This window comes from Nonomuraea soli, assembly GCF_013761175.1.
Classification (GTDB): domain Bacteria; phylum Actinomycetota; class Actinomycetes; order Streptosporangiales; family Streptosporangiaceae; genus Nonomuraea; species Nonomuraea soli.
On sequence record NZ_JACDUR010000003.1, the window covers coordinates 1128088 to 1141808 of the forward strand.

The 13721-nt window shown below is 67.4% G+C and carries 12 protein-coding genes; 5 read left to right on the forward strand and 7 right to left on the reverse strand.

What is annotated here, in order from left to right; translation table 11 throughout:
• Nucleotides 1–11: 11 nt before the first annotated feature.
• Nucleotides 12–392 (reverse strand): TetR/AcrR family transcriptional regulator, encoded by a 381-nt coding sequence (locus tag HNR30_RS18305; protein ID WP_181611039.1) that lies wholly within the window; start codon nucleotides 390–392, stop codon nucleotides 12–14.
• Between the two features lie 76 nt (nucleotides 393–468).
• Here HNR30_RS18305 and HNR30_RS18310 point away from each other — a divergent pair, with 76 nt between their 5' ends.
• A complete protein-coding gene (locus tag HNR30_RS18310; protein ID WP_181611040.1) occupies nucleotides 469–1497 on the forward strand; it encodes a fatty acid desaturase family protein in 1029 nt (342 codons plus the stop codon).
• Nucleotides 1494–3026 (forward strand): MFS transporter, encoded by a 1533-nt coding sequence (locus HNR30_RS18315; protein WP_181611041.1) that lies wholly within the window; start codon nucleotides 1494–1496, stop codon nucleotides 3024–3026. The genes HNR30_RS18310 and HNR30_RS18315 overlap by 4 nt, the downstream gene beginning before the upstream one ends.
• Here the strand turns inward: HNR30_RS18315 and HNR30_RS18320 are convergent.
• Together HNR30_RS18320 and HNR30_RS18325 are read right to left on the reverse strand one after the other, a co-directional pair.
• Complete coding sequence (locus tag HNR30_RS18320; RefSeq protein ID WP_181611042.1) at nucleotides 3023–3559, reverse strand: TetR/AcrR family transcriptional regulator; 537 nt, start codon at nucleotides 3557–3559, stop codon at nucleotides 3023–3025. The two genes, HNR30_RS18315 and HNR30_RS18320, sit on opposite strands and share 4 nt — an antisense overlap.
• Nucleotides 3560–3905: 346 nt before the next feature.
• The gene (locus HNR30_RS18325) at nucleotides 3906–5447 is read right to left on the reverse strand and encodes an MFS transporter (RefSeq protein WP_181611043.1); all 1542 of its coding nucleotides are present in this window, start codon (nucleotides 5445–5447) and stop codon (nucleotides 3906–3908) included.
• Between the two features lie 78 nt (nucleotides 5448–5525).
• Between HNR30_RS18325 and HNR30_RS49320 the strand changes: the two genes are divergently transcribed.
• Nucleotides 5526–6074, forward strand: coding sequence for a TetR/AcrR family transcriptional regulator (locus tag HNR30_RS49320; RefSeq protein WP_181611044.1), 549 nt, complete (start codon nucleotides 5526–5528; stop codon nucleotides 6072–6074).
• Nucleotides 6075–6910: 836 nt separating this feature from the next.
• Here the strand turns inward: HNR30_RS49320 and HNR30_RS18335 are convergent.
• Together HNR30_RS18335 and HNR30_RS18340 are read right to left on the reverse strand one after the other, a co-directional pair.
• Nucleotides 6911–7147, reverse strand: a complete 237-nt coding sequence (locus HNR30_RS18335) for a hypothetical protein (protein ID WP_181611045.1) — start codon at nucleotides 7145–7147, stop codon at nucleotides 6911–6913.
• 24 nt (nucleotides 7148–7171) lie between these two features.
• Entirely contained in the window at nucleotides 7172–7531 is a 360-nt protein-coding gene (locus tag HNR30_RS18340) for a hypothetical protein (protein WP_181611046.1), read from the reverse strand.
• A gap of 278 nt (nucleotides 7532–7809) precedes the next feature.
• On the opposite strand from HNR30_RS18340, the gene HNR30_RS18345 reads away from it, so the two are divergent.
• Entirely contained in the window at nucleotides 7810–8022 is a 213-nt protein-coding gene (locus tag HNR30_RS18345; RefSeq protein ID WP_181611047.1) for a hypothetical protein, read from the forward strand.
• 230 nt (nucleotides 8023–8252) lie between these two features.
• Here HNR30_RS18345 and HNR30_RS18350 read toward each other — a convergent pair whose 3' ends face one another.
• Nucleotides 8253–8495 carry a hypothetical protein gene (locus HNR30_RS18350; RefSeq protein ID WP_181611048.1) on the reverse strand — a complete coding sequence of 81 codons (243 nt, stop codon included), beginning with the start codon at nucleotides 8493–8495 and terminating at the stop codon, nucleotides 8253–8255.
• 184 nt (nucleotides 8496–8679) lie between these two features.
• On the opposite strand from HNR30_RS18350, the gene fxsT reads away from it, so the two are divergent.
• Nucleotides 8680–11772, forward strand: a complete 3093-nt coding sequence (gene fxsT, locus HNR30_RS18355) for an FxSxx-COOH system tetratricopeptide repeat protein (protein ID WP_181611049.1) — start codon at nucleotides 8680–8682, stop codon at nucleotides 11770–11772.
• A 596-nt stretch (nucleotides 11773–12368) separates the two neighbouring features.
• Here fxsT and HNR30_RS18360 read toward each other — a convergent pair.
• The gene (locus HNR30_RS18360) at nucleotides 12369–13679 is read right to left on the reverse strand and encodes an NACHT domain-containing protein (RefSeq protein ID WP_181611050.1); all 1311 of its coding nucleotides are present in this window, start codon (nucleotides 13677–13679) and stop codon (nucleotides 12369–12371) included.
• Nucleotides 13680–13721: the final 42 nt, after the last annotated feature.

A 13721-nucleotide genomic window follows, 5' to 3' on the forward strand; every position in this document is an offset into this window, starting at 1 on the left:
GAGCCAGTGGGTCAACTCCAGGCGGGCGGCCTCCTGCGCGCCGGCCAGTGATTGGCGCAGCTGCGGTCGGCGCTCGGCCTGAGCGAAGACCTCGATGCCGGCCACGAAAACGGGGCGGCGGAGGTCGAGCAGCTCGGTCGCCTGCTGCCACAACGTCTCATCCCCTCGCGCGGCACCTCGCCCGCCATGGCCTGGCGCAGCTTGTCGGTCCACTCGGCGATCGCCTCGACCATGGCCTCGGCCAGCGGCGCGTCCTTCGAGCCGAACTGGTAGCCGATGGAGGCCAGGTTCGCGCCGGAAGTCCTGGCGATGTCGCGTGCCGTGGTGTGCGCGGAGCCGCGTTCCTGCAGGCAGCGTTTGGCGCCCCCGATCAGCGTGTCGTGCTCTTTCATCGTGCCACCCTATCCAAACAAACGTCACAAACACATGTTTTGCACAAACGTTTCAAACGTGTGTATGGTCGTCGGCATGGCACAAGCAACCGCAGCGGCCACGGCCGCGAGCGACTTCAGCCGCCTGTCCAAACGCATCCGGCAGGCCGGGCTCCTCGACCGGCGCCCCCGCTACTACCTGATCCGGATCAGCGCCGTCGCAGCCGCCTACGTCGCAGGGGCCGCAGCGTTCCCATGGCTGGGCGACTCCTGGCTCCAGCTCCTGCTGGCCGTCTACTTCGCGATCGTCTTCGCGCAGGTCGCCCTCGTTCTGCACGACCTGGCACACCGGCAGGTCTTCACCGATCGCCGCCCGAGCGAGATCCTCGGGCGGCTCGGCGGCAACCTCGCCATCGGCCTCGGCTACGGCTGGTGGATGAACAAGCACACCCGCCACCACGCCAACCCCAACCACGAGGACCTCGATCCTGACGTCGCGCCCGACATCCTGGTGTGGTCACCGAAACAGGCGCGCAACGCGCGTGGCCTGGCCCGGCTCATCGGCGGACGGCAGGCGTTCCTCCTCTACCCGCTGCTCCTGCTCGAAGGGCTCAACCTGCACGTCGGCGGGGTGCGGGCACTGCGGCAGCCGTGGATGAAACAGCGTGTCCTGGAGGGCACGCTGCTGTTCGCGCACTTCGCCTTCTACCTGGGTGTGCTGGTGTGGACCCTGTCACCGGGCAAGGCACTGGTCTTCTTCGCCGTCCACCAGGGGCTGTTCGGCGTCTACATGGGCTGCGTGTTCGCCCCTGGCCACAAGGGCATGCCGACCCTCACGGGGGAGGCCAAGCTCGACTTTCTGCGCAAGCAGGTGCTCACCACCCGCAACGTACGCGGCGGGCGGTTCACCGACCTCGCCATGGGCGGGCTCAACTACCAGATCGAACACCACCTGTTCCCCAGCATGCCCACCCCCAACCTGCGCCTGGCGCAACCCATCGTGCAGGCCCACTGCCGGCAGTTGCGCCTGCCGTACCACGAAGTCAGTTTCGTCGCCTCGCACCGCGAGGCGCTGCGTCACCTGCACCAGGCCGGTGCTCCGCTCCGAGAGAAGGGCCGCTCATGAAAGCCGGACGCAAGCAGTGGATCGGGCTGGCCGTCCTGGTCCTGCCGGTGTTGCTGATCTCCGTCGACCTGCACGTGCTGTCGTACGCGCTGCCGTTCATCAGCGCCTCCCTGGCGCCGAGCGGCTCCCAGCTGCTGTGGATCATCGACATCTACCCGTTCATGCTGGCCGGACTGCTGCTGCCGATGGGCACGCTTGGTGACCGGGTCGGGCGGCGGCGGCTGCTGATGGCCGGGGCCGCGGCGTTCGGCGCCGCCTCCGCGGTCGCCGCCTTCTCTCCCAGCGCCGACCTGCTGATCGTCACTCGTGCCCTGCTCGGGGTGGGTGGCGCCACGTTGATGCCCTCGACGCTGTCGCTGATTCGCAACATGTTCCACGATGACGGCCAGCGCCGCGTCGCGATCGCCATCTGGACCGGCGCGTTCGCCGGCGGCGCGATGCTGGGCCCGCTGATGGGGGGCGCGTTGCTGGAGCACTTCTGGTGGGGCTCGGTGTTCCTGGTCAACCTGCCGGTGATGGCGCTGCTGCTGATCCTGGCGCCGCTGCTGCTGCCCGAATCGCGTGATCCGCGCCCGGGCCGGTTCGACCTGCTCGGCGTGGCCCTGTCGCTGGGCGCGATCCTGCCCACGATCTACGGGATCCAGCACATCGCCCAGGACGGCCTCGGCTGGGCGCCGGTGCTGGCCATCGTCGCCGGCCTGGCGATGGGTGCCGCCTTCGTCAGGCGGCAGCGCGCGATGGCCGATCCGATGCTGGACGTGCGCCTGTTCGGCAGTCGCGCCTTCACCGCCGCGATCGGCGCCAACACCCTCGGGGTCTTCGCCATGGTCGGCTCCAGCCTGTTCACGACGCAGTACTTGCAGATGGTCATGGGGGCTCGGCCGCTCGTCGCCGGCCTGTACGCGCTGCCCTCGGCGGGCATGGCGATGCTCGCCGCCGGGCTCGCGCCGGCGCTGGTCCGCAAGGTCAGGCCGGGCCTGGTCGTCTGCGCCGGGCTGCTCGTCGGCGCGAGCGGGTTCGCGCTGCTGTCCAGGCTGGACGTGACGGGGCAGAACGGTCTGCTGATCGCGGGGATCATGCTGATGGCCGGAGGCGTCACCCTCGTTCTGACGGTCTCCTCCGACCTGATCATCGCCACCGCCCCACCGGAGCGTGCGGGAGCCGTCGCCGGGCTGTCGCAGGTGGCCACCGAGTTCGGCGGCGCGCTCGGCATCTCCCTGCTGGGCAGCATCGGCACCGCCGTCTACCGGGGACAGCTCGCCGATTCCGGGGCTCCGTCAGCGGCGCTCGACACCCTGGGCGGCGCCCTGGAGTCGGCGCGGCACATGGGGGAGCCGGCCGCGAGCGCGCTGGCCGTCGCCGCCCGCGAAGCCTTCGCCCAGGGGCAGCACTACGCCATGCTCGCCGCCGCCGCGGCGTTGTGCGTGATGGCGGTGCTCGCACCCGTCATGCTGCGAACCGTACGGCGCGCGAGTCGGCCACAACCGCGGCCCCGCCCGGACCGCTCCGAACGGCACGCGGCGCGTTAGCCGGCGGCTGCCACAGCCAGCGACCGGATACCGGCGGCCAGGTCATGGGACGTCGGGGCGCTGTCCGGAGCGATCTGCCACTGCACCAGCAGGCCGATGAGCAGCGTCAGCAGCACCTGCGCACCCGCCTCATCCTGGCGTGGCATGCGCCGGCCAAGCTCACGCTGGGCCAGTGCCTGCCCCTCGGCCAGGCGGGCCCGCACGTCGGGCAGGTGAGGGGCCTGCGCGAGCGTCTCGACGTTGGCCCGCCATACCGTGGGGTTGGTGCGGAAGGACTCGATCAGCTCCACCCAGAAGGCCTCGAACCACTCCTGGGTGTCGTCGGGGAAGGCCTTGAGGATCTCCGCGACGGCTTCGCCGGTCACCTCGATCATCGCCTGGGTGAGCAGCGCGTCCTTGGAGCGGAAGTGGTAGTTGATCGCGGCGAGGTTGCTGCCGGAGACGGCAACGATGTCGCGCACTGTCGTGCGGGCGTATCCGCGCTCGGACAGGCACTGCTTCGCCGCGGCCAGCAAATCCTCAGGAACTCCCACGCGGTGATCCTACCAATGCCGCAAACAAGCGTTTTAAACATCCACAGCCCCTGGTGCGGCCGCTATCAGAATTGAACCCTTGCCACCGGGGTGTCCCGGTCGCCGGACATCCCGGTAGCGCTGGCTGGCCTGGTCGCCGCCCTCACTGGCCGCGGCGCGGATCCCGCTGTCGCGCATACTCGCCAAGGTGGGGTCGGCCGCAGCCCTGATGACAAAGGCAGCCCTCCAGGCCGGTCCGTAGGTGCTCCGTCTGGGCCGGAGCGGCTCTTCTTGCTGGACGACAGGGACCGGGCCTCGATCGGATGATCCGGCCCCGCTCCGAGGGTCCTCACGCACCGCTTCTGCGCTACTCGTGGTCGGCTTCGGCGAGGTCCGCCTGTGCGGACACGCCGCGGAGCATGATGCCCGCGAAGACCGCCACGCCGAGCAGGATCAGTGAGGCGATGCCGCCGGTCCATGCCAGCGCGGTGGTGAACGCGTCGGTCGCGGCCGTGGCCAGCGCCGTTCCGATCTTGCCGGGCAGTTCCTGGGCGTAGAGCAGTGCGGTGGCGAGAGTTTCCTTCGCGGCATCGAGTACGCCTGCGGGCAGTCCTGCCGGGGCGGTGCCGGCGAGGCCGTTGCGGTAGAAGCCGAGCAGGACCGAGCCGAGGATGGCGGTGCCGAAGGCGGTGCCGAGCTCGTAGGCGCTCTCGCTGATCGCGGCGGCCTGGCCTGACTGCTCGGGACGCACCGAGCTCATGATGAGGTCGTTGGTGAGCGTCATGCCCACGCCGGCGCCGAGGCCGACAAGGCACAGGGCGATCGCGATCTGCCAGGGCTGGGTGTCGGGTGTGAGCGTCATCAGGGTCGCGAATCCGCCTGCGGTGATGAGCACGCCTGCGGAGACGATGACGGATGTGGGGATCCGCTTGACGAGTGCGGCGGCGATGAACCCGGCGAAGGCGGAGACGGCGGCCTGGGGCAACATCCACAGCGCCGACTGGATGACGCTGAGGCCGACGACGAGCTGCAGGAACTGGGTGAGGGCGAACAGCGCTCCGACGAGAGAGAAGATCGACAGCAGGTCGGTGAGCACTGCACCGGTGAACGCGCGCACCTTGAACAGGCGCACGTTGATCATCGGCGTCGGCATGCGGAGCTGACGGATCACGAACAGCGCGAGCAGGACGAGCCCGGCGAAGAAGGTGGCGAACCCGATGCCGGGCTCCTTGCCTTCGGCGAAGGTCTTGACGCCGTAGACGAACGAGATCATGCCCGCGAGTGAGAGCAGGATGCTGGGGACGTCGATGTTTCCCGGGTTGGGGTTCTTGCTTTCCGGGACGAGGAACGGCGCGAGGACGAGCAGCAGCACCATGACCGGGATGTTCATGAGGAAGGCGGCGTGCCAGCTGAACGTCTCGATGATCCAGCCGCCGACGATCGGGCCCGCGGCGGCGCCGAGCGCGCCCATCGCCGACCAGACGGCCATCGCGGTGCGTCGCTGGTCGCGGTCGAGGAACATGTTGCGGATGAGGGACAGCGTCCCGGGCATGATCGTCGCGCCTGCGATTCCGAGCAGGGCGCGGGATCCGATGAGCATCCACGGTTCGGTCGACAGGGCGCCCAGGACGGAGGCGATCGCGAAGACGACCGCGCCGATGAGCAGCACTTTGCGCCGCCCGAATCGGTCGCCCAGGGTCGACATGGTGATAAGCAGGCCGGCGAGCAGCAGCGAGTAGATGTCGAGCATCCAGAGCTGCTGCGTGCCGGTCGGCTTGAGGTCTTGGGTGATGTCGGCCAGGGCGAAGACCAGGACCATGCCGTCGATGGCGATGAGCAGCATCGGCAGCACGAGTACGGCCAGCCCGACCCAGGCGCGGGGTGTGGCCCGCTGGAGAGTGGTGTTCATGTTCGTATCCCATCGAGTTACTTCACCAATCAGTGTACTTCACTAAACGGTATACTAATGGTGTCGATGGGAGAGCAGATGGCACGACCGAGCGCACGGCCCAAGCTGATCGAGGCCGCCCTCACCGTCGTCGAGGAGCGCGGCATCACAGCGCTCACGCTCGACGCGGTCGCCGAGGAGGCCGGGGTGACCAAGAGGGGCCTCATCTACCACTTCCCGAGCAAGCACGCCCTGCTCCTGGGGATCCACGAGGAGCTCGCCGCGCGCATGGAGCGCCAACTCCTTGAGGCCACCGGAGGCGAACCGGAGGGGGCGACGCTCGTGGAACGCACGCGAGGCTATGTGCGGGCGGCGCTCAAGGCTCCGAGCAGCGTCGAGATGAGGCTCATCATGGAGGCCGTGAACGAGCCGGAATGGATCGCCCCCTGGGAACGGGTCTACCGCCGATGGTTCCCAGAGGAAGAGCAGGCGGTCGAAGAGCTCGATGACCTCTCGCTGCGATGCCTGGTCGCGCGGATGGCCGCCGACGGCTCCTGGGGGTACGAGACCACGCTGGCGGCTCCCCTCACGCAGACCGCCCGCGCCCGGATCGTCGAGAGCATCCTCAGCACCCTGGGGGAGGAATGATCAGGCCCGGCGCCTCCCTCCTGGGACTGCACCTCCGTCGGCGCAGCGAGTTCTCACCCGTCCGCTTGGCGGCATCCACTCACTCTGAACGCTGTCGAAACTCACCCGCGAACGCGCTACTTGGCATCGACGAGATCGGCGGTCAGTCCGTTGGGCATGACCGGAGTGGGGCGGCGAAGCTCGGGAGGGCGAATGTCTCGGGCGGGGGCGGCTTTGCGGGCGCTTGGGCGGGTCTGGAGTCGAGTCGGGTGTGGCGTGCCGTGGAACCCTTCCGCCTCGGGCCCGCGTGCATGCCCGTTGCCGGAGGGCACGTGACGAGCATGAAATCGACGATCTCGCCTTGCAGGGGCGAGTTGAAAATACAGAAACCCCAGGTCATGCAGGGTGCCCGGGGCTCGAACCTGGAACCTACGGATTAAAAGTCGCAAGGACTTATGTCGCACACAGCTTAACTGTATTCAATAATATCACTCTGCTCAACTTTATGGGCTCTGAAAATGTCCAAGAATGTCGCCCAGTGTTTATGGGTATCGGGGGCCGAAGGCATGTGACGAGCATTGGGCGCGATGTTCGGCGGGCCGCCCGCTGCCCGTGGCGAGCCCTAGACTGTTCAGGTCTGCCTGATTCGGCTGTGATCCATTGGGTCTCGCAAGTGTAGGAGCGAGAGCTCGGAAACAATTTGTTGCCTGGTTTGGCCAGCCCCCTAAACGCGCGGGATCGATCTTGAGTTCCTTGGACGTCATCTTCCCGACCCAGTCACCACGCCTGTGGCATTAACCGAGGATTCATACAGCCGCCGGCGTGCTCGCCGCTACTTCCTGCCACATGCGTGGGAATCACTCGCCTGGTGCCGCCAGACGCTCGATGAGGTAGTCACCGTAGGGAGATATCTCGTACTCGCGTTGCACTTCATGAGGAGAGGCAACACGTTGTTCACCGTGGTCCCAGATCAGGCCGTGTTGCTCGAGGACTCGGAGCGCGCCGTGAGCCGAGTCCTTCAGGACGGGATCGGCCTCGATGATGCTCCATTCGTACCACTGCCGGGCTGTCTTGGGGTCGTCTGCGGCGTTCATCTGGGCCGCGACCCGCTCGAGGTGCTACGGCCTGCTGCTCATGATCTTTAACAGGCGGATGTGGACTGGGTCCAAGTCGGCCAGCGTCCGAACGAACGCGATCTCACTGTCGACCCTGGTGCCCATGTCGTCCAGGGCGTTGGCTAGGGCGCGTCCTAGCGCCCGGCGCTTGTCTCGCATTGCGCTGTCTTGGGCGATGGTCAGCGTGCGGGCGAGCAATTCTTGGTAGGCATCATCTGATGCCGCCGCTTCAGTGAGTCGCCTGAACTGTTCGGTTGGATCGCCGCCGAGTTCTTCGGCAGCGTCGGCCAGGGTCTCCGTGACGCGCTTGACCCTCTGGGTGGTAATCCTCTCGTAGAGCTGGCCAAGAGCATCTTCGATCACGGGGGTAAGCCCAGTGCCTGCTACTGCGGCTTCTGGGCCGATGAGGCCGGCGGCGCCGCCAATCGCTGCGGCGGTTACCTTCACTGCCAGCGGGTTCGTGCTCTCACTTCGCCGATTTGGCATGGCAGCAAGTATCGGTGGTACTGGGGGCTGCTGTCCCCTGGTCGACGGACCGACTGGAGGGATCAGGAATCGCACCCTCACGCGTGTCGGGGTCTTGGCGTGAGCTGTCGGGCACGCTTCCTGATTCGAGACGGTGACGGCAAATTCCTGCGATCATGAACGAGATCTTCACCGAGGCCAGAGCCCAGGCCGTACTCACCAGCCCGATCGTCTTCTTTCACTTCTGCAACGGGGGCCCCGACGAAACCGACAGGATTTGGCGCTCCATCTACGACGAGCCCGTCCTCTTGGCCGTCGGCTTCGGCAGGGGAACGTTCAAGGACACCCTTACCTTCACACCAGAAGGAAGCAGACGCCGCCCGGCCTGACATCCGGCGACCCCGCTCATTCGCTCGCGACCACGCAGTGTGGCCCTTGCAGTTCCAGAGTGCTCGAACACGCGACACTTGATGACGCGAGGTCGCCAGTTTGGCACCCCTTCCACGGCCGGGGGCATCGTCTGCACACGTTCCAGTGAGAAGAAGGGCGATGAGGCCTCCAGCAGAGCACGGAAGCGGGTGCCTGTCCCCTCTCCTGTGTCGCAGCCAGGCGGGGGCGGTCACTGATCACGGTCGTCGTGGTGGACGTTCGTGCCGTCCGGGGGAAGAGCGGGGGTCTTGTCGGTGAGTGATTCGGCGGTCTGCGGCGGGTGTGCCCGGAGCGCGGCGCGCAGCTCGCTGACGGCGCGCAGCAGCGGCAGGCAGGCGAGTAGCAGTTCGGCCAGCGCGGCGGGGATGCGGGTGGCGGTGTGCAGGATCAGGATGAGCGCTCCGATGGCTGCGAGGATCGTGGTGGTGGTCATGCCACGACGATGGCTTTGACCGGCCCGATGGGCATCCGGCTGGATCAAGTTGCGCGTATTGGCTGGTTGCCGGAGGTGCCGGGCTTTAGGCTCCGAATGAAACCGAACGGTCACGCTGCGGTGCCGCGGTTTGCTGCGTCGCGGTGCGCTCACGACAGGCTTGCGGTGGTGTTGGGAGGGGCTGGTGGCCGACCCGTCGAAGATCCACACCCGGGCCGATCTTCGCGTGGCGCTTCAGCGCCTGTTCGGCTCCGATGGCCGCTCCTACGAGCAAGTGGCTGCCGCTGCGGGGATCGGGACGGCCACGCTCCATGACATGGTGAGCGGAAAGACGTTCCCGCGCTGGAGGACGCTGCAGCTGGTGCTGGAAGCTAGCGGCATCACCACGCGTCAGCGTTTACGGAACTGGCGGGATGCTTGGGTACGGGCCAGAGAAGACCGGCCAGCTTCCACACCCGTTCCTGACGATCGTCCGCCCGTGCCTGACACCGAGTTAGGTCACGTTGTGCTCGACCAGATCGTGGAAGGCGACATTCCCCGGCGCCCGCGCGCCTTCCAGCCCCGTCCAGAGCTGGAACAGCTGAGGGCCCGGATGCGGGAAGAAGGAGAAGCCGTCATCGAAGGCGCCGCGATCGTCGACGCATTGACTGGCACCCCGGGGATGGGCAAGAGCCTGCTGGCCGCCTCCTACGCCTGGGATCGCCAGCACGCCGGCTGGCCGCTGATCGTCTGGATCAACGCCCAGAACACCGACCAGATCCTCACCGGCTTGGCCGGCTTGGCCCGCCGGCTGAACCTGCTGGGCGCCGACGACGACACCGCCACCGCGGCGGCCAAGGCCCGCGACTGGCTGGCCGCCACCGACCGGCCCGGCCTGCTGGTCTTCGACAACGCCACCAAGGTCGACGACGTGGCGCCCTGGTGCCCGGCCACCGGCGCCGTCCAGATTCTCATCACCAGCCGCAACCGCGCCTTCCACGAGCTGTTCGAACCGGTCGACGTCGGCGTCTTCGCCCCCGGACAGTCGGTGGCCTGCCTGCACCAGCGCACCGGCCAGACCACCCCGGGCGCCGACGACGTCGCCCACGAGCTCGGCCATCTGCCGCTGGCGATCGGCCAGGCCGGGGCACTGATCGCGCGTCGCCGCATGACCTACCCCGCCTACCTGAAGGCGCTGCGCGACCTCCCGCTCAGCGAGTACCTGCCGCGCGCCGGAGACGGCTACCCGCAAGGGACCGCGCAGGCGATCCTGCTGTCCATCGACCAGGCCGAAGACACCATCCCCGGCGCCCGCGTGCTGCTGGAGCTGCTGGCGGTGCTGTCGGAATCCGGTGTGCCCCGGGCGATCCTGTACGGCACCACCAACCCCGAAGACCTCGACCCGGGCGACACCGCCGAGCTGGATCAGCTGCTCGCCGAGCTGGCCGATACCTCCCTGATCAGCTTCAGCGACGATGGCAGCACCGTGCTCATGCACCGCCTGACCAGCCGCGTCCTACGTGAACGCGCCCAGCACACCCCCCATACCAGCTTTGGCGACCTGTCCGGCATGCTGACCCGCGCCACCACCCTGCTGTACCACTTCAACCGCCACATCCCCGACGGCGCCGCAACCTGGGCCGCCCGCGCCGCCGTCGACATGCTGGTCGAACAAAGCGCCACGGTGCACGCCTTGGCCGCCAAGGCTGGCCATCTGACCGACGACCTGCTCAGTCTGCGCGCCTGCTGCGGCGTCTATCTCCACGACGTGGCCGATTTGGGCCGGGCCACCCTGCTGTTGGAGCAGACTCTCGCCGATCGGGAGCGGGTGCTGGGCGCCGACCACCCCGATACCCTGTACTCCCGCAGTAACCTCGCCTACGTCTACCAGTCGACGGGGGATCTGGGCCGGGCCATCCCCCTGTTGGAGCAGACTCTCACCGACCTTCAGCGGGTTCTTGGCCCCGACCACCCCGACGCCCTATCCTCCCGTATCAATCTCGCCAGCGCTTACGAGTCGGTGGGGGATCTGGGCCGGGCCATCCCCATGTACGAGCAGACCCTCGCCGACCAGCAGCGGGTGCTCGGCACCGACCACCCCAACACCCTGACCTTCCGCAACAACCTCGCCTATGCCTACCAGTTGGCGGGAGATCTGCGACGGGCCATTCCCCTGCACGAGCAGACCCTTACCGAACGCCAGCGGGTGCTGGGCGCCGACCACCCCGATACCCTGTACTCCCGCAGTAACCTCGCCCTTGCCTACCAGGCGGCGGGAGATTTGCGCCGAGCCGTTCCCCTGCACGAGCAGACCCTCGCCGACCAGCAGCGGGTGCTGGGCGCCGACCACCCCGACACGTTGGGCTCCCGCAACAACCTCGCCAGCGCCTACGAGGCGGCCGGGGATCTGGGCCGGGCCATCCCGCTGTACGAGCGCACCTTGGCCGATCGGGAGCGGGTGCTGGGCGCCGATCACCCAGACACGTTGAACTCCCGCACTAATCTGGCCTATGCCTACGAGTCGGCGGGGGATCTGGGTCGGGCCATCCCGCTGTACGAGCAGAGCCTCGCCGACCAGCAGCGGGTGCTGGGAGCCGACCACCCCAACACCCTGACCTCTCGCAACAACCTCGCCACCGCCTACCAGTCAGCCAGAGATCTAGGTCGGGCCATCCTGCTGCACGAGCGCACCCTGGCCGACCGGCAACGGGTGCTCGGCCCCGACCACCCCGACACCCTGACCTCCCGCAACAATCTCGCCTACGCTTACGAGGCGGCGGGCGATCTGGGCAGGGCCATCCCGCTGCACGAGCAGACCCTCGCCGACCGGCAACGCGTGCTCGGCCCCGACCATCCCCACACGCTGAACTCCCGCAACAACCTGGCCCATGTCTACCAGTCGGCGGGGGATCTGGGTCGGGCCATCCCGCTGTACGAGCGCACCCTGGCCGACCGGCAACGGGTGCTCGGCCCCGACCACCCCGACACGTTGGGCTCCCGCAACAACCTCGCCAGCGCCTACGAGTCGATGGGCGATGTGGGCCGGGCCATCCCGCTGTACGAGCGCACCCTGGCCGACAGTGAGCGCGTGCTCGGCACCGATCATCCTCTGACGAAGGTTGTGCGTAGCAACGTGGCACATCTTCGACTGAATCTTGGCGCATACCCTGCCCGTCCATCGGCAGACCCCGCTGCAGGGCAGCGCACGAGGCTGGGTGACGTTGAGCGCAACGCGGCATGCCGGTGTGGGTCAGGAAAGGAGTACAAGCGCTGCCACGGAGCTTCAACAGCCAGCTGATCTTGTGAAGACGATCTGATGTGCGGATTCGGCTGCGAGCCGGGGCGGTGGGCCAGGTCCGCGTTCTAGTGCGGGGCAGACGCAGTACGCGAGAAACGTGATAGCCATGTCGCTGACCAGGGCGACACGCGGTCCCCGCACGGCTGCGCTGGGTGTGCTCTCGAGCTGACGATGTTCACGCAGGCGCGGCGGAGTCGGCGGTTGTGGTGGCCCACCATTGGCGCAAGGGGGCGGTGCCAGCGCCCTTCGCGAGGGAGCCGCCGGGGCTGCGGTTGGGAGTGCGCAGCAACTGGCGGGTGGCCGGGTCGAGGTCGGCGCGGTGCTGGAGGCGGGGACGGGGTCGTCGACGGGCTGCAGCCAGCGGTAGCCGTACTGGAGCATGAAGCGATGCGGGGCTGGCCGGAGGCGCGACGCCGCTAGCGTGGAAGCTGCGGTTTTCGAACAGGACGACGTCGCATGGGGCCGCCGACACCTACGACGCCGCGGTGGATTGCAGGTCTTGATCTAGTCGGTATGGCTTGATCGTGACATGGTGCGCCGTCACGAACTCACTGACGCGGCCTGGCGTTCGAGGAGTTCAGCAACGCACAAAGCCGTCAGAGCGAGGACTCCATCTCCGCGAGCGACTTCAGCAGCTCTTGGCGATGTGGCTCTCTCCAGGTGCGGCGGTTCAGGACTTCCTCCAGCATGCTGACCGCGACGGACCTGTCCAGCCTGGCCAGCTTCCTGGTTAGCACGATGAGCTCGTCGGCGTTGCCTTCGCGTTCCCGGACCATCTCGGCAATGACCGATGCGGCGCGCGCTTGGTCTAGCTCCATCAGATAGTCAGAGGCGTGGTCGCGGTACATGATGTCGAGCCGACGGCTCATGGACACTTCGGCGAATACGTCCACGGCGCGCAGCGGGTCGAACTCGATGATCTTTTTCGATGACTGGGCACGGTCCAGGAAGTTGATCGCCGGGCTCTTGAGAACGATGGAGAGCACCTCCACGGCGGACGGGACATCGACCGAGGCCAGGTCTTCGGCGGCGGCCATGGCTCTGGAAAGGTCACGGCCGCTGGCCAATCTCCGAAGCGTGGTTGCCATCGTTTCGAGGACCTCGTCGCCCAGATCCACCCCGTCACGGACCAGTTCCGCGACTCCAGCAGCCGAGCTGTAGCTTCCGGACAGCTCCACGATCAGGTCGCGCAGGCCTGGCGGGCTGCGATCTTCCGCGATCCATGCGGCGACCAGGAACCGATCGTAGGAGGTAAGGAAGGACAGTGCGTGCAGGTTGTTCTTGTGCGAGAGCCTGAGTAACTCGCTCTCGCCAGCACGTGGGTCACAAGCGGCATGCCTGGCGGCCAGGAACTCCGCCAGGGTCTGGTGCACGAACGCGATGTCGCCGGCTGTAACCACGACCAGACCCGTGCGGCGCAGCACTTGCGCCGTCAGTGCGTCCCACCTGCTGACCGGCATGTCATGGGGGCGTAGATCGCTCACGCACGCTTTGATCTCTTCCAGCGCACCGGCGCCAACACGTTCATTCTGCCGCCGAAACGCGGTCTGTCCCAAAGCGGTCAACAGCCTGCCCGGCAGGCCATCGATAGCGGCCGATGCCTGAGCGCCGTAACGCCGCAGTTGTGTATGGAGCTGGTGGTTGATCCCCGTTGAGGAAGGGTCGTAGAACCTGTCGCGCAACAGTTCGTAGAAGCGCTGGTAGGCGGCGTAGCGGCCCTTGGGAAGGGGGTGCGTGAGGTCGACAGCGTGCACCTGGCACAGAATGGTGGCCATGAGCGGGTTCCTGGCCAGTTCGCGCAGCCTTCCGCTGTTGACCTGGTGCATAAAGGCCGCCACGGCAAGGGCGGGCTCGGGCACTCGAGCCGCTTCCATCCAGCCTCTGACGAACGTGGGGAGCTCATTCACATTGAAAGGAAGGAGCTCGTACCGTCCGGCGGGCCGTCCTTT